19 protein-coding genes and 1 pseudogene are annotated in these 24178 nt (G+C 66.2%); 5 read left to right on the top strand and 15 right to left on the bottom strand.

Translation table 11 applies throughout. The features are described from left to right. Window positions 1-422: 422 nt before the first annotated feature. Window positions 423-2645 (top strand): primosomal protein N', encoded by a 2223-nt coding sequence (locus GGR73_RS16955; RefSeq protein ID WP_184433141.1) that lies wholly within the window; start codon window positions 423-425, stop codon window positions 2643-2645. A 345-nt stretch (window positions 2646-2990) separates the two neighbouring features. On the opposite strand, the gene GGR73_RS16950 is transcribed toward GGR73_RS16955, so the two are convergent. From GGR73_RS16950 to GGR73_RS16940, 3 genes and pseudogenes are all read right to left on the bottom strand, one after another. Beyond that, window positions 2991-3653 carry a glutathione S-transferase family protein gene (locus GGR73_RS16950; protein ID WP_374057818.1) on the bottom strand — a complete coding sequence of 221 codons (663 nt, stop codon included), beginning with the start codon at window positions 3651-3653 and terminating at the stop codon, window positions 2991-2993. Continuing rightward, window positions 3650-4480, bottom strand: coding sequence for an NYN domain-containing protein (locus tag GGR73_RS16945; RefSeq protein ID WP_024938888.1), 831 nt, complete (start codon window positions 4478-4480; stop codon window positions 3650-3652). The genes GGR73_RS16950 and GGR73_RS16945 overlap by 4 nt, the downstream gene beginning before the upstream one ends. After that, window positions 4477-4992: pseudogene (locus GGR73_RS16940) on the bottom strand (hypothetical protein). Before GGR73_RS16940 ends, GGR73_RS16945 begins: the two are co-directional and overlap by 4 nt. A gap of 118 nt (window positions 4993-5110) precedes the next feature. Between GGR73_RS16940 and GGR73_RS16935 the strand changes: the two are divergent. Then, complete coding sequence (locus GGR73_RS16935; protein ID WP_024938886.1) at window positions 5111-6403, top strand: NAD(P)/FAD-dependent oxidoreductase; 1293 nt, start codon at window positions 5111-5113, stop codon at window positions 6401-6403. Window positions 6404-6455: 52 nt separating this feature from the next. After that, entirely contained in the window at window positions 6456-7070 is a 615-nt protein-coding gene (locus GGR73_RS16930) for a trimeric intracellular cation channel family protein (protein ID WP_016903683.1), read from the top strand. 150 nt (window positions 7071-7220) lie between these two features. On the opposite strand, the gene rpoH is transcribed toward GGR73_RS16930, so the two are convergent. From rpoH to rhlB, 6 genes are all read right to left on the bottom strand, one after another. Then, a complete protein-coding gene (rpoH, locus tag GGR73_RS16925; protein ID WP_024938885.1) occupies window positions 7221-8096 on the bottom strand; it encodes an RNA polymerase sigma factor RpoH in 876 nt (291 codons plus the stop codon). Between the two features lie 200 nt (window positions 8097-8296). Beyond that, on the bottom strand, window positions 8297-9022 hold the full coding sequence (gene ung / locus GGR73_RS16920) for a uracil-DNA glycosylase (protein ID WP_184458232.1): 726 nt from the start codon (window positions 9020-9022) through the stop codon (window positions 8297-8299). Between the two features lie 5 nt (window positions 9023-9027). Beyond that, window positions 9028-9870 (bottom strand): response regulator, encoded by an 843-nt coding sequence (locus tag GGR73_RS16915; protein ID WP_016903686.1) that lies wholly within the window; start codon window positions 9868-9870, stop codon window positions 9028-9030. An 8-nt stretch (window positions 9871-9878) separates the two neighbouring features. Next, the gene (ftsX, locus tag GGR73_RS16910; RefSeq protein WP_167763592.1) at window positions 9879-10829 is read right to left on the bottom strand and encodes a permease-like cell division protein FtsX; all 951 of its coding nucleotides are present in this window, start codon (window positions 10827-10829) and stop codon (window positions 9879-9881) included. Further along, window positions 10826-11512 (bottom strand): cell division ATP-binding protein FtsE, encoded by a 687-nt coding sequence (ftsE, locus tag GGR73_RS16905; protein ID WP_016903688.1) that lies wholly within the window; start codon window positions 11510-11512, stop codon window positions 10826-10828. Before ftsE ends, ftsX begins: the two co-directional genes overlap by 4 nt. A gap of 75 nt (window positions 11513-11587) precedes the next feature. Beyond that, on the bottom strand, window positions 11588-13306 hold the full coding sequence (gene rhlB / locus GGR73_RS16900) for an ATP-dependent RNA helicase RhlB (protein WP_167709813.1): 1719 nt from the start codon (window positions 13304-13306) through the stop codon (window positions 11588-11590). 198 nt (window positions 13307-13504) lie between these two features. Here rhlB and trxA point away from each other — a divergent pair, with 198 nt between their 5' ends. Both trxA and rho read left to right on the top strand, forming a co-directional pair. Beyond that, the gene (gene trxA / locus GGR73_RS16895; protein ID WP_005923050.1) at window positions 13505-13846 is read left to right on the top strand and encodes a thioredoxin TrxA; all 342 of its coding nucleotides are present in this window, start codon (window positions 13505-13507) and stop codon (window positions 13844-13846) included. 217 nt (window positions 13847-14063) lie between these two features. Continuing rightward, window positions 14064-15950, top strand: a complete 1887-nt coding sequence (gene rho / locus GGR73_RS16890) for a transcription termination factor Rho (RefSeq protein ID WP_184458036.1) — start codon at window positions 14064-14066, stop codon at window positions 15948-15950. 638 nt (window positions 15951-16588) lie between these two features. Here rho and GGR73_RS16885 read toward each other — a convergent pair. The 6 genes from GGR73_RS16885 to queF form a co-directional block, all read right to left on the bottom strand. Then, window positions 16589-17473, bottom strand: a complete 885-nt coding sequence (locus GGR73_RS16885) for a hypothetical protein (RefSeq protein ID WP_184458034.1) — start codon at window positions 17471-17473, stop codon at window positions 16589-16591. Window positions 17474-17532: 59 nt separating this feature from the next. Further along, complete coding sequence (aceK, locus tag GGR73_RS16880; RefSeq protein WP_104575630.1) at window positions 17533-19272, bottom strand: bifunctional isocitrate dehydrogenase kinase/phosphatase; 1740 nt, start codon at window positions 19270-19272, stop codon at window positions 17533-17535. A 267-nt stretch (window positions 19273-19539) separates the two neighbouring features. Further along, complete coding sequence (locus tag GGR73_RS16875) at window positions 19540-21771, bottom strand: NADP-dependent isocitrate dehydrogenase (protein WP_184458032.1); 2232 nt, start codon at window positions 21769-21771, stop codon at window positions 19540-19542. 402 nt (window positions 21772-22173) lie between these two features. Continuing rightward, on the bottom strand, window positions 22174-22731 hold the full coding sequence (locus GGR73_RS16870; protein WP_184458030.1) for a hypothetical protein: 558 nt from the start codon (window positions 22729-22731) through the stop codon (window positions 22174-22176). A 62-nt stretch (window positions 22732-22793) separates the two neighbouring features. Then, a complete protein-coding gene (locus GGR73_RS16865) occupies window positions 22794-23087 on the bottom strand; it encodes a LysM peptidoglycan-binding domain-containing protein (protein ID WP_024938877.1) in 294 nt (97 codons plus the stop codon). A gap of 102 nt (window positions 23088-23189) precedes the next feature. Further along, window positions 23190-24005, bottom strand: coding sequence for an NADPH-dependent 7-cyano-7-deazaguanine reductase QueF (gene queF / locus GGR73_RS16860; RefSeq protein WP_054591073.1), 816 nt, complete (start codon window positions 24003-24005; stop codon window positions 23190-23192). Between the last annotated feature and the right edge of the window lie 173 nt (window positions 24006-24178).

Here is a 24178-nt window from a genome sequence, read left to right as displayed (position 1 = left end):
CCGATGGCTTGACAGATCGACCCGGCTGCGCTGCGTCCCGGTGCCATCGACTGCCGTCACCTGCGCAGGTTGTGCACAGCGGCAGACATACCGATACGCGGGCGTCTGTCAACTGTTGATTTTTCTTTGTTGCATTCGTGTTTCACGCCTAAGTGATTGATCCTTATCGCTTTAAGCCGATTGGCGAAAAAATGTCCAACAGGTTGCAGACGCTAGTGAATCCGCCTTCACAGCGTGGAGCACGAGACTAATTCACAGGCTTATCCACAGGCAGTGTGGATAAACCCGTTTCCCTAGCCCTCACATAGGTTTACGTCGGATTTATCACTTCCGTCACACAAACGCGTCGTAAGCCGAAGCACCGATTCGGAGGCGACCGAGCGGCGTCTGCCGGTACTGGACAGGGTCGGTAGACTGACCGGATGTCTTCGACCGTCGCCACCCTGCGCGTCGCCCTGCCGGTGCCGCTGCCACAACTGTTCGACTATCTGCCTCCGGCCGACGCGCCGCTGACCGACCCGGCGCGGGTCGGCTGCCGGGTGCGAGTGCCGTTCGGGCCGCGTGAACTGGTCGGGGTGGTGGTGGAGATCGGCCAGTTGGCCTCCGCCGAAGGACTGCGCCCGGCGCTGGCCTGGTGCGACGACGCCCCGCTGCTGGTCGAGGAGCTGGCGCGTTCGCTGCAGTGGCTGGCGCGCTATACCCACGCACCGCTGGGCGAGGCCCAGTCCAGCGCCCTGCCCGGCCCATTGCGCCGCGGCGAGCCGCTGGCCGACACCCATGCCTGGGCCTGGCAGCTCACCGAGGCCGGACGCACCGGCGCCGCCAGCCTGCGCGCCGGCAGCCGCCCCGCCTTGCTGGCCGCCCTGCTGCTGACCGGTACGCTGGGCGAAGAACAGCTGGACCCATTGCTGCCGCAGTGGCGCGAGGCCGCACGCAGTCTGGCCAAGCGCGGCCATGCCGAGCGCGTGGCGGTGCCGGCCGACAGCATCCCGCCCCGTCCCGGCAGCGGCCCGCAGCTCAACGACGAACAGCAGGCCGCCGCCGACGCCATCCGTGCGCAAAGCGGTTTTGCCACCTATCTGCTCGATGGCGTCACCGGCAGCGGCAAGACCGAGGTCTACCTGCAGGCGATCGCCGACTGCCTGGCGGCCGGCCGCCAGGCGCTGGTGCTGGTGCCGGAGATCGGCCTGACCCCGCAGACGCTGGGCCGCTTCCGCGCCCGCCTGGGCGTACCGGTGCACGCGCTGCATTCGGGGCTGTCCGACGGCGAACGGGCGCGGGTGTGGGCGGCGGCCTGGCGCGGCGAAGCCAAGCTGATCGTCGGCACGCGTTCGGCGGTGTTCACCCCGCTGCCCAATGCCGGGCTGATCGTGATCGACGAGGAACACGACGGCAGCTACAAACAGCAGGACGGCATCCGCTATCACGCCCGCGATTTCGCGCTGGTGCGCGGCAAGGCGCTGGATGTGCCGGTGATCCTGGGCAGCGCCACGCCGTCGCTGGAGAGCCTGCACAACGCCTATTCCGGCCGCTACCGGCATCTGCGCCTGTCGCGCCGCGCCGGCGAGGCGCGTCCGCCGCGCGTGCGCGTGCTCGACGTGCGCAAGCGCCCGCTCAAGGACGGCCTGTCGCCGGAAGTGCTGGCCGGCATCGGCGCCACCCTGGCGCGCGGCGAGCAGGTGCTGGTGTTCAAGAACCGCCGCGGCTATGCGCCGGTGCTGCTGTGCCACGACTGCGGCTGGACTGCCGCCTGCCAGCGCTGCAGCACGCCGCTGCACCAGACCCCGATGACCGTGCACGCCGGCGGGCGGCGCCTGCAATGCCATCACTGCGGCGCGCGCCAGCAGGCACCGCTGGCCTGCCCGGCCTGCGCCAGCCTGGCGCTGCAGCCGCAAGGCATCGGCACCGAACGGCTGGAAGAACGCCTGACCGAAGCGTTTCCGGAGTTTCCGGTGGTGCGCATCGACCGCAGCACCACCCAGCGCCGCGACGCGCTGGAGACCCAGCTGGCGCGCCTGGGCAGCGAGGCCGGCATCCTGGTCGGCACCCAGATCCTGGCCAAGGGCCACGATCTGCCACGGCTGACCATGGTGGTGGTGGTTGGCATCGACGAAGGCCTGTTCTCGGCCGACTTCCGTGCCGCCGAAAAGCTCTCCCAGCAGCTGATCCAGGTGGCCGGACGCGCCGGGCGCGCCGACCGCCCCGGCGAGGTCTGGCTACAGACCCATCACCCCGAACATCCCCTGCTGCAGACCCTGGTCAACGGCGGCTACCACGCCTTCGCCGATGCCGAACTGCAACAGCGCGAGGCCGCGGGATTTCCGCCGTTCGCGCATCTGGCGCTGTTCCGCGCCGAGGCCAAGGACGTGGCCGCGGCCAACCAGTTCCTGATGGCGGTGCGCGGCCTGACCACGGCAGACAGCACCGCACAATCGCCTGCGTTTGCCGCAGTGGAGTGCTACGGCCCGATGCCGGCACCGATGCCACGTCGCGCCGGTTTCCAGCGCACCCAGTTGCTGTTGTCCGCGCAACAGCGCTCGGCGCTGCATCGTCTGCTGGATGCGCAACTGCCTGCGATCTATGCGCTGCCGCAGGCGCGGCGCGTACGCTGGTCGCTGGATGTGGATCCGATCGATCTGTATTAGGGCGGGCGTATCGCACGCGGAGCTGCAGCCAGACCACCGTGTACCAGCTTGTAGGAGCGCACCTGGGCGCGATGTGGCGTTACCGGGAATGCCCTCGCGCCCGGGTGCGCTCCTACAACACCGCGAGCGAACAGGCCACACGTGTCCCCACGTTTTTGTAGGAGCGCGCTTGCGCGCGATGGGGCGTTACCAGGAATGCCCTCGCGCACAAGTGCGCTCCTACAGAGAACGCGGGCTATTTGGCCGCGCGATGTACGAGGCGCATGTCCTTGCAGCAACGTGCCGTGTCGGCAGCGCGTGCGGTGCCTGCCATGGACCATGCTGGCATGAGCGGAAACGCGACACTCAGGTCAGCGCGGTCATCACCCCACGCTGGTACGCAGGCCGCGCGCGCAGGCGCTGGTACCACGCCTGCAGATGTGGCAGCTCGGGCCGCTCGATCGGCATTTCGAACCAGGCGTAGATGAAGCTGCCCAGTGGAATATCGCCCATCGCAAATTGCGCGCCGGACAGATACGGTTGCTGCGCCAGGGCCGCATCCGCGCGCGCGAGCAGGTCGCCCGAGTGCGCCAGCGCCGCGGCGATGCGCGCAGGATCGCGCTCGGGTTCCGGTGTGCGCAGCACGCCCCAGAACAGGTCGCGAAACACACCGGCAAACGTCGAGGTGGTCCAGTCCATCCAGCGATCGCCCAGCGCGCGTTCGGCCGGTGCCTGCAGATACAGGGCCGGCGCATATTGCGCGGCAAGGTAGCGCACGATCGCATTTGACTCCCACAGCACCAACTCACCATCCTGCATCGTCGGCACCAGACCGTTGGGATTCAACGCGCGATACTCGGGCGTGTCGTTACGACCAAACGCACCGCCGATTTCGATCGAGGTGTACGGCACCCCGGCTTCTTCGGCGCACCACAGCACCTTGCGCACATTGCTGGAATTGCGCCGCCCCCATAGCGTGATCGAGGCGTTTCCTGCCGCCGGTTGCATCGCAGCGTCAGCCATCGTCATTTCCCTGCTGGCGGTTTGGGCGTCGCGCGCGCCGGACGCTTTGCGGTGGACGCCTGCGTGGCGACGGCGGCCGCTGGCTGCGCCGCTTTCGCCCGCCCGCCCTTTGGCGCATCGCGTACCCACAGGGCCTGCTCGTCCTGCTTGATCTCGAACAGGCCGATCGCACGCACCAAGTCGCTGAGTTTGCGATAACCGTAGTTGCGTGGGTCGAACGAGGCCTGGTTGGCCACCTGCTTGCCCACCGCGCCCAGATGCGCCCAGCCATCGTCTTCGCAGGCACTGTCGATCGCATTGCGCAGCATCTGCACCAGCCGGGTGTCGCCGCGCAGCGCGGTGGCATCCTTGCGGCCGGCGGCGGTGTCGCTGGCCGCTGCCGCCTGCTCGCCTAGCGCTTCGACATAGGTGAACTTGGAACAGGCATTGACGAACGGCGCCGGGGTTTTCTTCTCGCCGAAGCCATACACCTTCATGCCATCGGTGAGCAGGCGCATCACCAGCGGAGTGAAATCCGCATCGCTGGAAACGATCGCAAAGCCATCCAGATTGCGTGCATACAACAGGTCCATCGCATCGATCACCATCGCCATGTCCGAGGCGTTCTTGCCCGAGCTGTAGGCAAATTGCTGGATCGGCCGGATCGCGTATTCGTGCAGCGCCGCTTCCCAGCTCTTCAGGTGCGGACTCTTCCAGTTGCCGTAGGCGCGGCGCACGTTGGCCACGCCATAGCGCGCCACTTCGGCCAGCACCACGTCGATCTTGCCGGCCGGCGCGTTGTCGGCATCGATCAGCAAGGCGATGCGTTTGTCGGGATTGTCGATCATGGTCATTCCTCGAAGGTGTCGGCAGAGTCGGTGTCGATTTCGGTGTCGGCCGCATCGGCCGACGGCAGCGTGTACTGGCTGCCATCGTGCATGGTCAACACGCCATCGCTCAGGATCTCGCGCTCGGACCCGCCGCTGACCCAGGTGGCATGCACGCGGCCGCGGCCGCGATCGCCTTCCACCGTGAACACGAAATCGTCGTCACCCGGCGCCAGGCCGGTGCGCACCAGATCCACCCGCATCGTGTGGATCTGGCCGATCTGTTCCTGCACCACCGCATCGTCCTGCAGCGCGGCGCGTGCCTGGTCGGCAAACAGCGACCAGCCGAACACGATCAGCTAGCCGAGCGCGCCCAGCACCAGCATGCCGAACAGCACCACGCAGGTCGCCAGCCCGATCAGGCCGAGTGTGACGCCGCTGAGCTTCTGTCCGGGCGCACGCGCGGCAGCCGGTGCCATCGCCGGCGAAGCGGATGGCGGTGGCGACAGCGGCGGCAACGGCGGCGGTAGTGACGGCATGCGGTCATCATGTGGATGAGATGCGACATGATGCCGCAGGCAGGCCGGGTCCAGGCGGCATGTTCATTACCGATGCGGCATGCTGATGAGCCCGCGTCGCAATCCATCGGACCTTACGATGACTTCTTCCCCCTCCCAAGCTCCGCTGCACCTGGTTGTGGTTGGCGGCGGTTTCGCCGGCTTATGGGCCACCCGCGCACTCGACGATCCCGGCATCCGCATCACCCTGATCGACCGCCAGAACCATCACCTGTTCCAGCCGCTGCTGTACCAGGTCGCCACCGCCGGCCTGTCGGCACCGGATATCGCCGCGCCGCTGCGCCACATCCTGCGCGAGCAGCGCAATGTCGAAGTGCTGCTCGGCGACGTCGCCGAAATCGCACCGGCCCGCCGTGAGGTGGTCCTGGCCGACGGCAGCACGCTCGGCTACGACATGTTGCTGCTGGCCACCGGCGCCACCCATGCCTACTTCGGCAACGATCAATGGGCCGAGCATGCGCCCGGCCTGAAGACGCTGTACGACGCGCTGGTGCTACGGCGCAAGTTGCTGCTCGCCTTCGAACGCGCCGAAGCCGAGTCCGACCCGGCCGCACGCGCAGCCTGGCTGAGTTTTGCCGTGGTCGGCGGCGGCCCGACCGGCGTCGAGCTGGCCGGCACGCTGGCCGAGATCGCCCGCCACACGCTCAAGAACGAATTCCGCCATATCGACCCGCAGCAGGCGCGCGTGCGCTTGGTCGAAGCCGGCCCACGCGTGCTGCCCTCGTTCCCGGACGATCTCACCGCCAAGGCGCGCAAGCAGCTCGAGCGCCTGGGCGTGGAGGTGCACACCGGCACGCCGGTCACCCACATCGATGCGCTGGGCTATCAGCTCGGCGACACCTTCGTGCCTGCACGCACCGTGGTGTGGGCCGCCGGCGTGGCGGCATCGCCGCTGGCGCGCACGCTTGGCGTGCCGCTGGATCGTGCCGGCCGCGTGCTGGTGGAGCCGGACCTGAGCGTACCCGGTCACCCGGAGATCTTCGTCGGCGGCGACCTGGCCTCGGTCCAGCAAGACGGCCGCCCGGTACCAGGTGTGGCACCGGCAGCAAAGCAGATGGGCAAGCACATCGCCAAGGCGATCCGCGCCCGCCACCGCAGCCAGCCTGCACCAGCCTTCCGTTACCAGGACTACGGCAACTTGGCCACGATCGGCCGCATGGCCGCCATCGTGCATGTCGGCAAGCTCAAGCTCTCCGGCATCGTGGCCTGGTGGTTCTGGCTGGCCGCGCACGTGTACTTCCTGATCGGTTTCCGCAACCGGTTCGTGGTGCTGGTGAACTGGGCGATGGCGTACTGGAGCTACCAGCGCGCCGCGCGCATCATCTTCGGCGGTGCCACCGACGATCCGCCGCCCAGCAGCAAGGACGGATGACAGCGGCGCAGGCCGTGCGCGATGCTGTGCGGCCTGATGCGACGGTCTGATCGTGACCACTCTCCTGTTCCTGCTGGATCTGCTCGGCACCTTCGTGTTCGCCCTCAGCGGCGCGACCGTGGCGGTGCGCAATCGCCTGGATCTGTTCGGCGTACTGGTGCTGTCGTGCGCGGCGGCGGTGTCCGGCGGGATCGTGCGCGATGTGCTGATCGGCGCCACCCCGCCGGCCGCACTGGTGCATCCGCAGTACCTGCTGGTCGCCTGCCTGGCCGGCGTGGCCGGTTTCTACTGGCATGCGGCGGTGGAACGGCTGCGCAACCCGGTGCAGTTGTTCGACGCGGCCGGGTTGGCGCTGTTTGCGGTCTACGGCACCAGCAAGGCGCTCGATTACCAACTCAGCCCGCTCAGCGCGACCTTACTCGGCATGCTCAGCGGCATCGGCGGCGGCATCGCGCGTGATCTGCTGGTGGCGCGGACGCCGGTGGTGCTGCAGGCCGAGCTGTATGCGGTCGCCGCGCTGGCCGGTGGCGGCCTGGTCGCGATCGGGCACATGCTCGCAGTGCCGCAGGCCTGGTCGCTGGCGACCGGCGCGCTGGTCTGTTTCGGGCTGCGTTTCATGGCCATCCGCTACGGCTGGCATCTGCCGGTGGCGCGCCTGCCGGAATAGCGCCGGCGGGCGCAGCGCGCGGTCGATCATCGGCGAACGACCACGACGAACCACCGCGCGTCGTCGGACTCGACGCAGCACAAGCAGCCCACATGCAAACGGCCCGGAAAACCGGGCCGTTTGTGCAACACCTGGGGCATGATCGAAGGATCAGGCCACGAACAGTGCCTTCATCTTCTTCAGCGCATTCGCCTCGATCTGGCGGATACGCTCGGCCGACACGCCGTACTCGTCGGCCAGCTCCTGCAGCGTCACCTTGGAGTCGGAGTCCAGCCAGCGGCGCTTGACGATGTCGCGCGAGCGCGTGTCCAGGCCGGCCATGCCTTCGCGCAGCAACTGCAGCTGATTGTCTTCGCTGTCGTGGCGCTCGTAGGCCTGCGACGGATCTTCGTCGTTGGCCACCAGGTAGCTCACCGGCGACGGCGGACCATGATCGTCGTCTTCGTCGGACGAGGCATCGAAGCCGATATCGCGACCGGACAGACGCGACTCCATCTCCATCACTTCGCGCTCGGAGACGTTCAGGTCCTTGGCGACCGCAGTCACCTCGGACGCATTGAGCCAGCCCAGGCGGGTCTTGGACTTGCGCAGGTTGAAGAACAGCTTGCGCTGCGCCTTGGTCGTGGCGACCTTGACGATGCGCCAGTTCTTCAGGATGAACTCGTGCATCTCGGCACGGATCCAATGCACCGCGAAGCTGACCAGGCGCACGCCCATTTCCGGGTCGAAGCGCTTGACCGCCTTCATCAGGCCGATGTTGCCTTCCTGGATCAGGTCGCCCAGCGGCAGGCCGTAGCCGTTGTAGCCGCGAGCGACGTGCACCACGAAGCGCAGGTGGGAATGGACCAGCTCGCGCGCGGCGTCCAGATCCAGCTCGTCACGGAAGCGACGGGCAAGATTCTGTTCCTCATCGACCGACAGCACCGGGATCTGGTGCACGGCACCGATGTAGGCGTCCAGCGAACCGAGCGCACTGGGAATCGGGAGATTGTTTGCCACTAGGGCAGTCGAGGTGATCTGGTTCATAGGGCACCATCTTAGCAGTCGAACTATTGGACTGCCGGGTACAGAAAAAGTTCCCAGCGTTCCATTTATAGGACGTTCGGGCTTTTGGCGTCGCCGTCGTTCTACGGCGAAGCTCCCCGACTTCGAGCATCTACGCTACCACCGCCGCCCTGCGCAGACCGTGACAAAGCCGCCGCGAAACGGGCCGGCGCCGGTACCGTTCAGCCGCTGGCCGGAGTGGTGTCCAGCACGTTGCGGGGCGGCAGCGACCAGTCGATCGGGCCCAGCCCGCGGCGCTGCAGGTGCTCGTTGGTCTTGGAGAAGTGCTGGCAGCCCAGAAAGCCGCGATGCGCCGACAACGGCGAGGGATGCGGGGCCTTGAACACGCGATGGCGCGCCTGGTCGATGACCTTGCCCTTGGACTGCGCGTAGCTGCCCCAGAGCAGGAACACCAGACCTTCGCGCTCGCGGTTGAGGGTCTCCACCACATGGTCGGTGAAGCCTTCCCAGCCCTTGTTCTGGTGCGCGCCGGCACGGCCCTGCTCCACCGTCAGCACCGCATTGAGCAGCAGCACGCCCTGGCGCGCCCACGGCATCAGATAGCCATGGTCCGGACGTGCGATGCCCAGGTCGTCCTGGATCTCCTTGTAGATGTTGAGCAGCGACGGCGGCACCGGCACCCCGGGCAGCACCGAAAAGCACAGCCCATGCGCCTGGCCTTCGCCGTGATACGGATCCTGGCCCAGGATCACCACCTTGACCTGCTCGAACGGGGTGGCGTCGAAGGCCGCAAAGATCTGCGGGCCCGGCGGGAACACCCGCGCCCCGGCCGCCTTGCGCTGGCGCAGGAATGTGGACAGCTCCTGCATTTCCGGGCGCAGCAACCAATCGCCCACCCGCGCCTTCCACGACGGTTCCAGCTGGATACGCGCTTCCACTTCAGCCACTTCGGTCATAGCGTGACAGCCTGGTCCTCGAGCCGTGCCAGGCGCAGCTGGAACAGCACCTTGGTCACCAGCAGACGTTCTTCGATGGGTTTTTGCACCAGGTCGTTGGCGCCGGCGCGCAGCAGCTCGGACTGGTTGCGCGGATTGGTGTCGCCGGTCATCACCAGCACCGGCAGGCGACGCTTGCCGTAGGCGAAGTCGATGCGGATGCGCTCGACCACGTCGCGGCCGTTGAGCTCGCCCTTCAGGGTCACATCGGTCAGCACCACGTCGATGCGGCGCTCGGTGCGGCCCAGCGATTCGGCGGTGAGCAGCGCAAAGGCATCCTCGGCGGTGAGCACATGCACCACCTTCAGGCTCTGCCGCTCGAGCATGCGCTTGGTCGCCTCGGCCACCACGCGGCTGTCCTCGATGTACAGCACGGTCGCGCCGACCACCGGCTCGGGCTGCACATAGCCGCGGATGAAGGTCGCCAGGGCTTCGTGGCCCAGCGCCTTGTCGAAATAATCGGTGACGTATTCGGTGAAGCGGCGCTCCACCAGATGCTGCTGCGCATCGCCGGAGACCACGATCACCGGCACATAGGCCTGGCCGGCCGCTTCGCGCACGCTGCGCGCCAGGGTCAGGCCATCGCCATCGGGCAGCGACAGCGAGGTGGTGACCAGATCCACCGCCCCGGCTTCCAGCGCCTGGCGCGCCTCGGCGATGCTGGAGCAGCCGATCACCTGCACGTTGGGCAGATCGCGCTGCAACACATCGGCGATCAGCTTGCGCACCAGCTTGGAGCCATCGACCACCATCACGCGCGGCGCGTCGCTGATCAGGTGCTTGAGATCCGGTGGATGCATGGCAGGCCTCAGGTCTCGGTGGGACGGGTCTGGCGGAGGAAATGGCCGGTGACCAGCCAGGCACCCAGCCAGCCCAGGACCAGGGTGCCGACCAGCACCAGCGCAGAATGCAGCAGATCCAGCCCGTGCAGGGTAAAGGAGCTGCCGTAACTGTCGGCCAGGGTCGCCAACGGCGCGCGCAACGCCAGCCCGGAGGCGGCGATCAGCGCGAGCGCCACAGCGCCGGCACCGAGCCCGTACCAGGCCCCCAGGTACAGGAACGGACGCCGGATGAAGCCATCGCTGGCACCCAGCAACTGCAGCACGCCGATTTCCTCGCGCCGCGACTGGATGTCCAGCCGCACCGTATTGCCGACCACCAGCACCGCGCCGACACCCAGCAGTGCCGACAGCACCTGCACCAGCCGCTCGCCGAAGTGCAGCCAGCCATCCAGGCGCTTGCGCCACAGCGCGTCGTGCTGCACCTGGTCGGCCTGCGGCAAGGCCTGCAGCGCGCCGGCCAGCTGCGCATCGTCGGCCGTCTCGCTGGGCGTGACGACCAGCAGCGTCGGCAGCGGGTTGTCGCCCAGCGCATCGATCGCCTCGTCGAGCTTGGCGCTCTCGCGCAGCTCGGTCAGCCCCTGCGCCGGCGTGCGCAGCGCGACCCGGGCAACGTCCGGGCGCGCGCGCAATTCGCCGGCCAGGGCCTGCGCGGCCTCGGCGCCGATCTCGACCTTCAGGAACAGGTTGATCTCGCGCGACTGCTGCACGCTGCCGGCCAGCAACTTGACGTTGTCCAGCGCGATCGACAGCCCCAGCGGCAAGGCCAGCGCCAGCGCCATCACCACGATGGTCAGCAAGGTGGCCCAGGGCTTGCGCATGGCACGGCCCAGGCTGAAGGCGATGCTGTGCAGATGATGGTCGATCCACACGCCGACCCGCGAAGGGGCGACGGCTTCGGTATTGGCGGGCTTGCTCATTCGGCCAGATCCTGCGGCGAGATGTCGTCGACCAGGCGGCCGTGATCCAGGATCAGCACGCGCTTGCGCATCTGCTTGAGCAGGGCCAGGTCATGGCTGACCACCAGCACGCTGGTGCCGCGCGCGGGCAGCTCGGCGAACAACTGCATGATTTCCGCAGCCAGCGCCGGATCCAGATTGCCGGTGGGCTCATCGGCCACCAGCAGGCGCGGTTCGCCGACGATGGCGCGGGCGATGCCCACGCGCTGCTGCTCGCCGGCCGACAACTGCGACGGCAAGGCCCGCTCGCGATGGGCCAGCCCGATCCGCTCCAATGCCGAGCGCACGCGCTTGCCGATCTCCGCACGCCGGGTGCCGCGCAGGATCAGCGGTAACGCCACGTTCTCGGCGATGCTGCGGTCGTTGAGCAGGCGATGGTCCTGATAGACCGCACCCACCTGGCGACGGTGCAGCGGAATCTGCCGGCCGCGCACCTTGAGCAGGTTGCGTTCGCCCAGCAGTACTGCGCCCTGGCTGGGCCGCTCGCTGAGGTGGATCAATTTGAGCAGGGTGCTTTTGCCGGCGCCGGAGTGGCCGGTCACGAACAGCATCTCGCCATCGGCCACTTCGAAGCTGACATCGGTCAGCGCCTGGTGGCCACCGGCGTAGTGCTTGCTGACGTTGTCGAAACGCAGAACGGTCATCCAGCGATTATGCCGGAGCGCCAGCGCTTGCGTCGCATCGCCGGAGCCCGGCAATGCGACGCAGGCCGCAGGCGATCAGTTGCCGGACACCAGCGAGCGCAGGCGACGGCCGATACGGCTCAGCAGCGACGGGCTGCCGGACGGCTTGGCGGCGCTGCGCACCGGCTTGGCGACCACCTGGGTGGGCTTGCGCGGTGCGGCAGGTGCGGCGACCGGTGTGGAGGCCACTGCCGGCTCGGCACCTTCGACCGGACGGCCGTTGCGACGACGGCGCCGCTTGCGTGGTGCGCGCTCGGCATCGGCCACGATGGTGGAAGGCGCCTCGACCGACGCCGCCGCAACCACCGGCGTTTCGGTCGGCGCTGCCGCTGCCGGGGCTTCGCCCTCCACACGCGGCTTGCGACGCGGACGCGGCTTGCCATCGGCACTGCCGCCGTCGCGGCGACCGCCGCCACTGCCGCTACGCGATGGGCCGCCCGGGCCGCTGCGACCACCGCCGCGGCGCTGCTCTTCGGCAGCACGCTGTTCGCGCGCCTCGCGGAAGATGGTGCCCACGCTGTCGCCAGCATCCTCGTCGGCCTCTTCGCCTTCCACCGGTACACGCGCGGTACGCGGCAGCGGCGTCAGCAGCTCGGAGGTCACTGGCTCGACCGGGATCTTCTGCTCGATATAGGCCTCGATGTCCGGCAGGCTCATCGCATAGCGCTCGCAGGCGAAGCTGATCGCATCGCCCTCTTCGCCCAGCCGCGCGGTACGGCCGATACGGTGCACGTAGTCTTCCGCATCGAACGGCAGGTCGTAGTTGTAGACGTACTTGACGCCGTCGATGTGCAGGCCGCGCGCGGCCACGTCGGTGGCGACCAGGATTTCGAGCTGGCCCTTCTGGAAACGGTTGAGCAGCGACTCGCGCTTCTTCTGCGGCACGTCGCCCGACAGCACGCCGACCCGGTAGCCATGCCGCTCCAGCGTGCGCGCCACGCGCTCGACGAACGCCTTGGTATTGACGAACACCATGGTGCGCGCGCCTTCGCTGCGCGACAGCAGGCCCAGCAGCAGCGTCTGCTTCTCTTCGTCGGACGGGAAATAGATACGCTGGCGCACCCTTGCGGCGGTGATGCTCTCGGTTTCGACGACAAGCTTTTCCGGCTCGTTCATGTGCTCGTAGGCGAGCTCGAGCACGCGGTGACTGAGCGTGGCCGAGAACAGCAGGGTCTGGCGGGTGCCGCGCTCGGGCATGCGCCGCAGCAGGAAGCGGATGTCCTTGATGAAGCCCAGGTCGAACATGCGGTCGGCTTCGTCCAGCACGCAGATCTCGCATGCGTGCAGCGAGACCACCTTGTGCTGCTTGACGTAGTCGATCAGCCGGCCCGGGGTGGCGATGATCACGTCCACGCCCTGCTGCAGCAGCTCGCGCTGCTTGTCATAGTCCACCCCGCCGTAGACCAGCGCAAAGCGCAGGCCCAGGTCGGCGCCGAACTTGACCGCATCCTTGTGGATCTGGATCGCCAGCTCGCGGGTCGGCGCCAGGATCAGCGCGCGCGGGTCTTCCGGCTTGCGGTCGGCCAGCGCCGGGCGGATCAGCAGGCGGTTCATCACCGCCACCAGGAACGCCAGGGTCTTGCCGGTGCCGGTCTGGGCCTGGCCGGCGACGTCGCCGCCCGGCAGCGCGACCGGCAGGGTCAGCGCCTGGATCGGGGTACAGCGGGTAAACCCGGCGCTCTCCAGCCCGGCGATCAGCGCCGGATGCAGGTCGAACGTGGAAAAAGTCAAATCGGTCAGCGGTTTGTCGCTCATTATTCCGTCTTCGTGAGGCGCCCTGGGCAGCCCGGGCGCGGCTTGCATCGATGCCGACAGCGTCGCAAACTGCGGCTGTTGTGGCGGACAGCGCGGCTTCAGGACTGACACTTGATTCAGTCGCGCAATGCCCCAGTTTAACGCAATGTAGCGGCCTGCCCGTTCGGGCGGGCCGTTTTGGTTTCCAGGAGACCCAACGTGAGCGATAAGGTTCAACATGTCGGCGATGCCGACTTCGATACAGCTGTACTGCAATCCGGCGAACCGGTGCTGGTGGATTTCTGGGCCGAGTGGTGCGGACCCTGCAAGATGATCGCCCCGGTGCTGGACGATCTGGCCGATACATACCAGGGCAGACTGAAGGTTGCCAAGGTCAATGTGGACCAGAACCGCGCCCTGGCCATCAAGTACCACGTGCGTTCGATCCCGATGCTGTTGCTGTTCAAGGATGGCCAGGTGCAGGCCACCCAGATCGGTGCGGTTGGCAAGGGCCAGCTGACCCAGATGATCGACAAGACCCTGGGCGGCGCGGCCGCCTGAGCGAGCGGGCGTCCAGCGATGGGCGCCCCGTGATGCGCCAGCAGTTAAATCCTGCTGCGGCAGGCGCTTGCGCGGTTGCGCGCAGCGGTGATAGTGTCAGTTGATCCGGAGCACGTTCGTGCGCCGACGTACCCCTCTAGAAACCTCTTCTAGACTCCCATCACCTAAAGTTCGCCCCCCAGCCGGGCGCTCGCACTCTTAGCGAGGAATCACGCACTTGTCCGATCATCCTTCCTCCGATACCGGGAGCAGCGTCGACGCTCCTGTCGAGAAGCGCGTGCGCAAGCCGCGCGTGAGCAAGACCGCCGCTGCCACCGACGACGGTGGCGCGCAGCAGCCCAACCTGCCCTTGCCCGCCAGCCCCGCACCCGACGCTCCACGTGCCCCGCAGGCCCCGTCGCACGCTGCCGATTCGGCACCGGCGCAGACGTCCGGCGATGGCGCGTCCTATGCCGGTAACGCCCCCAGCGCCAACCAGGGCGGCGACACCCATGGCGACTCCCGCGAGGGCGGCCAGACACAGCAGCAGCGCTTCAATCAGGCGCAGCAGCAGCAGAACCAAAATCAGGCGCAGCACCGTGGCCAGGGCCAGAACCAGGCTCAGCCCCAGGCGCAAGGTCAGGGCCAGGGTCAGGACCAAGCCCAGAATGGCGGCCAGCATCAGCAAGGCCAGGGCCAGGGGCAGAACCAGCAGGGCAACCGCCGTGACCGCTTCCGCAACCGCCGCGACCGTGGACGCGACCGCTTCGGTAACGAAGGTGGTGGTGGCATGCCGTCGTCCGATGGCAGCAACGAGCCGTTCGTCGCGCGCCCGCACCCGGCCGTGCCGGAAGGCTTCCCGGCCTACTCGCTGAGCGATCTCAAGCGGATGCCGGCACAGAAGCTGCTGGATATCGCCGACCAGCTCAACATCCAGGAAGGCGTGGCGCGCGCGCGCAAGCAGGACGTGATCTTCGCCCTGCTCAAGGTGCTGACCCGCCACGGCGAAGGCGTTGCCGCCGACGGTGTACTGGAAATCCTGCCCGACGGCTTCGGCTTCCTGCGTGCCGCAGAAGCCAGCTACCTGGCCGGCCCGGACGACACCTATATCTCGCCCAGCCAGATCCGCCGCTTCAACCTGCGGACCGGCGATCACCTGTCCGGCCGTATCCGCTTCCCGAAGGACGGCGAACGCTATTTCGCGCTGTCGATCGTCGACACCATCAATGGCGAGCCGCTGGAAGCCAGCAAGAACAAGGTGCTGTTCGAGAACCTGACCCCGCTGTTCCCGCGTCGCCGCTTCCGTCTGGAGCGTGGCGATGGATCGACCGAGGACATCACCGGCCGCATCCTGGACCTGATGGCGCCGCAGGGTAAAGGCCAGCGCGCGCTGATCGTCTCCCCGCCCAAGGCCGGTAAGACGATGATGATGCAGCAGGTGGCCACGGCCATCACCAGCAATCATCCCGAAGTGCACATGATCGTGCTGCTGATCGACGAGCGCCCGGAAGAAGTGACCGAAATGCAGCGCACCGTGCGCGGCGAGGTCATCTCCTCCACCTTCGACGAACCGGCCGCGCGCCACGTGCAGGTCGCCGAGATGGTGATCGAGCGTGCCAAGCGCCTGGTCGAGCACAAGAAGGACGTGGTGATCCTGCTCGACTCGATCACCCGTCTGGCACGCGCCTACAACAACGTGGTGCCCAGCTCCGGCAAGGTGCTCACCGGTGGTGTGGACGCCAACGCGCTGCACCGTCCGAAGCGCTTCTTCGGTGCGGCCCGTAACGTGGAAGAGGGCGGCTCGCTGACCATCATCGCCACGGCGCTGGTGGAAACCGGCAGCAAGATGGACGAGGTGATCTACGAAGAGTTCAAGGGCACCGGCAACAGCGAAGTGCATCTGAACCGTCGCATCACCGAAAAGCGCGTGTACCCGGCGATCGACATCAACCGCTCGGGCACGCGTCGCGAAGACCTGCTGATCGAGCCGGAGCTGCTGCAGAAGATCTGGATCCTGCGCAAGCTGCTGCACCCGATGGACGAAATCGCGGCAATGGAATTCCTGCTGGACAAGATGAAGACCACCAAGTCCAACGACGAGTTCTTCAGTTCGATGAAGCGCTGAGTCGGTCGGTATTCTCGACAAGAAAAAGCCCCGCATTGCGGGGCTTTTTTTGTGGGTGCGTGGTTGCTTGCAGTCACAAGCCTGGTTGGTCGAGTGCGCGGCGCCCTCGCCGCTCGCGGGACACACTGCAGATACGTACGTGTAGGCTCGGGAGCGGCATCCTCGCCGCCCGCGGTCCCGCAAGCGGCGAGGACACCGCACCAGGAAGTTGATCGGCGGGGCCAACACCTGCCTATCGCCGCGTCTGCGTAGGGATGCCAGAAGGTTTTGCAGGGTGCTTGTTGAAAAGCCTGCCTTCTCTCGGCTTGAAATGGAACGCTGGTGGGACGCGCTGTGACTCAAACAACAAACCTCATGCTCTGCTCGCAAACATGCACACCGACCATCTCGACGGGTCCTTGCCCGCCCATCGTCGCGGGACCTTACGCGGCATGGATGCCGCGTAAGAGCCTACAAGGACGTACTTGCGGCGTGTCCCGCGAGGGTGGGCGGACAAGGGCCCTGCAGCCAACTGGCAGATCAGCGGCCTTGTAGCCAAGCCCTGATAAGCCGTCCGGCAGCGAACGATCAAGACCATCCGCTCTGCAAGCAACAGGCGTGAGGTAGCTTCGCCAGCCGCGCTGATGTTGGCTTCGCGCTTAAGTTCCTTGCAGCGGCGTCACCAGCCGCACACCTTCTCCGCGTGCGGAGAACAAGCCACTGCCCGGCAGCGCATCCGGACTGTCGGTCGATGCCGACGCATCGCGCTGCTCGTGCCAGGGCGCCGGCTGACGCGGGCCCGGCAGATAGGATTGCCACTTTTTGGCTTGCTTTGCAGCGATCGAATTGCCTGGCCAGGATTCGATGGCGAAGGTGACCGGAACCCGCATGACCCAGTACGGCGCGTCGGCCTCGGCGCCTTGCGTTGGCGGCACAAATGTCCAGCCTCGCGCCTTGGCGATTGCAACGTCGGCAAACGCCTTGCGCCAGCGCGGGCGCTTGGATTCCGGCGCCAGCGTGGTCAGGTTGACCTGCTCGGCGACCAGATCTTCGACCTTGCCATCGCGCCCGACCTTGAGCAGCAGATAGACCACCCCGGTCACACCTTCTCGAAACGCATGCTCAGGGTACGCAGGTGCCGGCATGTCCTTGGCAGCGACGCTGGCTGCAGCTTGCTCCTGGCTGCCGAAATGCGCGCTGCGAATCGATACGGAATAGGTGCCGTTATCGGCCGGCTTGGCGACAAGCAGCAGATTCATCAGCAATTGCGCGGGCAAGGCGCTTCCATCGTCTTTGACAGGGTCAAAGCGCCAGGAAGCGATCGATTGTTTGACGCGGTCGCGGACCACTGGCGGCAGGCTTGCTTCGTCGGTGAGCTTGACCTCCGTAACGGTACCGTGCGGCGTCAGCGTCAATTCGCCTGCGATATTCATGCTGGCCTCCATCTGTGCCTGTACCTGCGCGGCACTGGGAACTGCCTGCACGCCGCTGACATTCGCCATTGCCAACAAAATGCCCAAGCCCAAGCGTTGCTTCCACTGCATGACCGCACTCCATGGTTATTGAGTTTCGTTGTACCAGCTGGGCGCATACGCGTAAATCGTCAGGCCAGTTTTCGCGAGTCTGCGTAGGGCGGGGTGTCGGGGTAGTCGTCCTCGCGCAGGCGGGTTTGCAGGTCGCGCCACCACTGCGGGTCGAACAGTTCCGGGTGCAGGTGCTTGACCGCTTCCAGCTGCGAGGGCGGCAAGCCCATGAATAGCGCGAAGCGCTCGGGGAACACATCGCGCGGGCCGACGTGGAACCAGGGCTCGGCAGCCATCTGTTCTTCATAGGTGGTGGCGGTCGGCCAGTCGCGGAAGGTGCATTCGGTGATCAGGCACAGCTCGTCGTAGTCGTAGAACACCGCGCGCTGATGGCGGGTGATACCGAAGTTCTTCAGCAGCATGTCGCCGGGAAAGATATTGTTGCGCGCCATGTCCTTGATCGCCTGGCCGTAGTCCAGCGCGGCCGCATGCGCGGCTTCGGGCAGCTGTTCGCGCAGGTAGAGATTGAGCGGGCGCAGGCGGCGCTGCACGTAGCACAGCGCGATCAGCACGTCCTGGCCATCTTCGCTCAGGCTCGTCGCACAGCTGGTCTGCAGCTCGTCCAGCAACGCGGGCGAGAAACGCGATTTGGGAAACCGCAGGAAGCGATACGGCTGCGCGTCCAGCAGGCGACCGATGCGATCGAGCTGGAACACCAGCTCGTATTTGCCTTCGACCTGCGCGCGACTCATGGTCTTGGGATAGGCAAAGCGGTCGCGAATCAGTTTGAACACCAGCGGATAACTGGGCAGGGTAAATACCACCATGACCATGCCGGGCGTGCCGTCGGCATGCACCAGCTGCTCGGAGGGATGCGCCTGGAAATGGCTGAAAAACGTGCGATAGCGTTCGGTCTTGCCCTGCTTGGCGCGCCCGAGCATCGTGTACAGCTCGTCGACCGGCTTGTGGGTGAGCAGGCTGCGTAAGAACACCACTGCGTCGCCGACGGTGGCCAGATCGGCCTGGAAGTAACTGCGCGAGTTGCTGAACAATTGCGCGACGTCGCTACGCCGGGTCAGCACCGCTTCTGCTCGCAGGCCGGCGTCGTCGTTGACCAGGGCGATGACGCATGGCGAGAAGCGATGTTCGCCGAACACGCGGCCGACCAGGTAGGCGCGCCGTTCGCGATAGAACACCGTCTCCAGCAATTCCACGCTGCGCACCGGGTGCTCGCCCCAGTGCGCGAGATCATCGAGCAGGCGCACCGCGATCGCCGCTGCACAGCGGGTGCGATGCGCATACGGAACGTCGAAGGAATAATCGCCGAGCACGCGCACCAGCATGTCGGTCAGCCGGCCGGGCGAGACCGCATAGGTGTGCCGCGCAACCGGCACCGTGATCGCGTCGGTCGGCTCGATATCCAGCGCGATGAATTCGATCTCCGCATCCACGCCGTGGGTGCCGAAGTAACGCCGGGTCAGGGTGTTGTAGAAGGTCTTGTACAGCTCTTGGTCGATCAGCCCGCTCAGCAGCGCGGCGTAATGCACGCGTGCACGCATCCACAGCGCGCGATCGTGCGCCTGCCCCAGCAGCACCGCACGCAAGCGCAGCATGCATTCGCTGATGTACTGGTCGTACAGCGCGATCCGCGCCACCGCATCATCGCGCGCGCCGCTCCAGTCGCGCGTTTCGAAGCGCTGTTTGGCGCGTGCGGTGATCTCGGCAAACCGGGCGTGGTAATCCTCGAAGGCGTCGTACACGGCATGGGCGATCGCCAGCGCACGGCGCTCGGACTGTGGCGGTAACGGGAGCTGGCTCATGCCGGCAGTGTACCCAGCGCATGTTGCGGCGTGCAGCGGAGACAAATGATCCATCGAACAGGCGCACAGTCAGCCAAATGCCGAGACTGCTCGCACCGAGGCGCAGGCTCTCTCGCAGGCACGGCATTGCCAGGTCGTGAGGCCTGGCACGCGACGACCGTGTTCTCGCTGTTGCGCGCAAACGCCGGAAACGACAAGGCCCGCCCCTCATCGAGGCGGGCCCTGCCTGTTGCACCTGCTGGACGCACCGCCAGGCGGTGCGCTGGATCAGGCCTTCAGCGTGGCCAACACGTCGTTGAAGGTCTTGCTCGGGCGCATCGCCTCGCTGACCTTGGCCAGATCGGGGTGATAGTAGCCGCCGATCTCGACCGGCTTGCCCTGGGCGCCGTTGAGCTCGGCCACGATGGTGGCTTCGTTCTCGGTCAGGGCCTTGGCCAGCGGTACGAACTTGGCCTGCAGGGCGGTGTCCTCGGTCTGCGCAGCCAGGGCCTGCGCCCAGTACATCGCCAGATAGAAGTGGCTGCCGCGGTTGTCCAGTTCACCGACCTTGCGCGCTGGCGACTTGTTGTTGTCCAGGAACTGACCGTTAGCGACGTCCAGCGCCTTGGCCAGCACCGTGGCCGACGGATTGTCGTAGCGGTTGCCCAGATGCTCCAGCGAGGCGGCCAGGGCCAGGAACTCGCCCAGCGAATCCCAGCGCAGGCTGTTCTGTTCGACGAACTGCTGCACGTGCTTGGGCGCCGAGCCACCGGCACCGGTCTCGAACAGGCCGCCACCGGCCATCAGCGGCACGATCGACAGCATCTTGGCGCTGGTGCCCAGCTCCAGGATCGGGAACAGGTCGGTGAGGTAGTCGCGCAGCACGTTGCCGGTGACCGAGATGGTGTCCTGGCCCTTGCGGATGCGCTCCAGCGAGAAGGTGGTCGCTTCCACCGGCGGCAAGATGCGGATATCCAGGCCGTTGGTGTCGTGATCCTTCAGATAGGTTTCGACCTTGGCGATGACCTGCGCATCGTGCGCGCGGGCCTTGTCCAGCCAGAACACCGCAGGCGTCTCGCTCAGGCGCGCGCGCTCCACAGCCAGCTTGACCCAGTCCTGGATCGGCGCGTCCTTGACCTGGCACATGCGCCACAGGTCGCCGGCTTCCACCGCATGTTCGAACACGGTGGCGCCGGTGTCGTCGGTGACCTTGACGGTCCCGGCGGCGGCAATCTGGAAGGTCTTGTCGTGCGAGCCGTATTCCTCGGCCTTCTGCGCCATCAGGCCGACGTTGGGCACCGAGCCCATGGTGGACGGATCGAAAGCGCCATGCGCCTTGCAGTCGTCGATCACCGCCTGATAGACATCGGCGTAGCAGCGATCCGGGATCACTGCCTTGGTGTCCTGCAGCTTGCCTTCGGCATTCCACATCTGACCGGAGTCGCGAATCATCGCCGGCATCGACGCATCGACGATCACGTCGCTGGGCACATGCAGGTTGGTGATGCCCTTGTCCGAATTGACCATGGCCAGGGCCGGGCGCTGCGCGTATTCGGCCTGGATATCGGCCTTGATCTGCGCCTGCTGGTCGTCCGGCAGGGTGGCGATGCGTGCGTACAGGTCGCCGATGCCGTTGTTGGGATCGAAGCCGACCGACGCGAGCGCTTCGGCATGCTTGCTCAGCGTGTCCTTGTAGAACTCGCCGACCACCACGCCGAACAGCACCGGGTCGGAGACCTTCATCATGGTGGCTTTCAGATGCACCGAGAACAGCACATCCTTGGCCTTGGCATCGGCGATCTGCGCGTCGATAAAGCTGGCCAGCGCGCGCTTGCTCAGCACCGCGGCATCGACGATCTCGCCGGCCTTGACCGCCACCTTGTCCTTCAACACGCTGCTGCTGCCGTCGTTGCCGACGAACTCGATCTTCAACGCGCCGGCGGCCGCCACGGTGGCGGATTGCTCGCTGCCGAAGAAATCGCCGTCGTCCATATGGGCCACGTGCGACTTCGAATCGCTGCTCCACTTGCCCATGCGGTGCGGATGCTTGCGCGCGTAATTCTTAACCGACAGCGGCGCGCGACGGTCGGAGTTGCCTTCGCGCAAAACCGGATTGACCGCGCTGCCCTTGACCCTGTCGTAGCGCGCCTTGACGTCCTTTTCGGCATCGTCCTTGGGCGTGTCCGGATACGCCGGCAGCGCATAGCCCTGGCCCTGCAGTTCGGCGATAGCGGCCTTGAGCTGCGGCACCGAGGCGCTGATGTTGGGCAGCTTGATGATGTTGGCTTCCGGCGTGGTGGCCAGCTCGCCCAGCTCACCGAGGTCGTCGGCGATCTTCTGCGCGTCGCTCAGGTGCTCGGGGAACAGCGACAGGATGCGGCCGGCCAGCGAGATGTCGCGGGTTTCGACCACGATGCCGGCAGTATTGGTGTAGGCATCGATGATCGGCAGCAGCGACTGCGTGGCCAGATACGGTGCTTCGTCGGTGAGCGTGTAGATGATCTTCGGTGTCTTCGACATAAGGTGCGATGGCTCGTGTGGTCGGAAGGAGCGCCGGCGTTGTTGGCACTGGCGTTGGCGTGCGCGACGGGGGTCGCTGTTGGCACGCCGATCGGCCGGCGCGTGGAACGCGGCGATGGATCAGCACGGCATTGTCGCGTCTGAGCCGCGCTCGGGTAAAGCGACCACAGGCGGATGCTCCATCCCGCCACTCGGTCAATGCGATGGATGCAGCTGTAACGAATGTGCCGGCTGAGAGAATTACGCAGAAAAAAGGGCGCGATCGTGTGATCGCGCCCCGATGGCCTGCTTGATGAGCGTTGTGACAGCGCGATGGACGCACGTGTCCGACACGCTTGGGATCAGTCTACCCAGGTTGCGAGCACGCATCCCTATCAGCAGACTGGCTGCTCGCGTGGCTGCTTACTTGACCGTGATGGTCTGCGGAGTACCCGCCGGCTTGCCATCCACCATGACCTGCGCGGTGTAGCTGCCGGTCGGCCAGCCATCTGGCTTGCTGAAGCTGAGGTTGGTGGTTTCCGGGCCAGTCGTGGTCAAAGTGGCATTCTGCTCGCCGGCCACCTGGCCATCCTGATAGGTGAGCTTGGCTGCGACCGCCACATTGCTCGCGCTGCCATCGGTTTTCACCGAGACAATGATGGTGTCTTTGCTGCCGATATTGGCCGACGGGGTCACCGACTTGTCGGCGGTCGCCGTGGTGCCGACCACCACGCTTGACACCGTGACTGCCGAACCCATTGCGGCTGCGGTATCGGTGCTGGCAGCGCCGGTCGCGGTGCTCTGGCCCGCCTGATCGCTCGCCGGCGGTGTTGCGGCCGGGCCTGGCATCGCCTCGGTGGCAGCCCCGGAGGTCGGATCCTTGGACACGCTGTCGTCGTCGGCCTTCTTGCTGCAGCCCGACAGGGCGAGAACGCTGGCAAGGGCAATGGCGAGGGTGCTAGAAACGGATGTAGTACGCATGGATCAATCTCCGGATATCAGAATGAAAGTGGGTTTCGAAAGGTGCCAGGGGTGCGGTGCGCCTATGACTTCGGCGGCAACTGCAGCACCTGACCGGGAAATATCTTGTCCGGATCCTTGAGCGTTTCGCGGTTGGCCTCGAAAATCCGCGGCCACAGGTTGCCGTCGCCGTAGTGGCGCTTGGCGATGCTGGACAGACTGTCGCCCGCCTGCACGGTGACCGATTCGCTGACCAGCTGCGCAGTGCTCTGCACGCTGGTACGCACGTTTGAGAAGTCCGCTGCTGGCGCGACGTCTGCGGTGCTGTCGACCGAGGACGTCACGTTGGAAAAATCTGCTTTCTTGTCGACATTCATTGCCGCAATCCCTTTGCATCACGATGACTGCAGGGTGCGCGGCGCGCTGTTAAGCGTGGATCGCGCCACCGTGAAGCTGGCGCGAGCCTTGAATGGGCGCGATTACTGGCGCAGGTCGCGGAAGATCGACAGCGGTGTCGGCACGCTGGGCGAACTGCGCAAGGGGTTGATGTCCAGCCCGCCACGGCGGGTATAGCGCGCTTCCACCACCAACCATTCGGGCGCACAGCGGAGCAGCACGTCATGGAAGATACGCTCCACGCATTGCTCGTGAAACTCGGCGTGGTCGCGGAAACTCACCAGATAACGCAGCAGGCCTTCGCGGTCGATCGGGGCGCCGCGGTAGCGCAACGTGACGCTGGCCCAATCCGGTTGACCGGTGACCGGGCAATTGGACTTGAGCAGGGCCGAGGTCAGCACTTCTTCCACCACTGGTTGTGCGTGCGCCGCCAGATATGCGGCATTGGGCGGGCCGTAATCGTCGATGCTGACATCCAGTGCGTCGATCGACTCGCCCTCACCCACCGCATCGATCGGCGGCAGACCGAATTCCACCACCACATCGGCACCGGCGCGCGTGGACAGGTCGGAGGCGATGCGCATACGCACCGCTTCGGCGCTATTGAAGCGGGTGGCATTGAGCGAATTGAGATACAGCTTGAGCGACTTGGATTCGATCAACGACGGCGACTCGCTGGGCACGTGCAAGGTGGCGGTGGCCACGCACGGCTTGCCCTGCGCATCGAGCCAGCTGAGTTCGTAGGCATGCCAGCGGTCGCGGCCGATGAAGGGCAAGGCCCCCGTCAGGCCGATCGCCTCGCGCCCGGCCGCGCGCGGAATCGGGAACAACAGCGACGGATCGTAGCCGCTGGGATAGGCGACCTCACGACCGAGGGTGGAATCTTCTGGGGTATTCATCGCGCCATTTTAGGCCGAGCGGGCTGGCCGTGAGGTGTATAGCGGGACGCTGGAGCGAGCTGGCGACAGAAGCAGCGGGCCGTCAAGCGGCCCGCTGCGCCACACGATCACCAACGCTCAGCGGAGACCGCGCAACTGCACACGATTCCCGATTCCCGATTCCCGATTCCCGA

Source organism: Xanthomonas sp. F14 (assembly GCF_014199865.1).
Note: the sequence above shows the minus strand (reverse complement) of the source record. Positions and strands in the feature narration are given on the sequence as shown.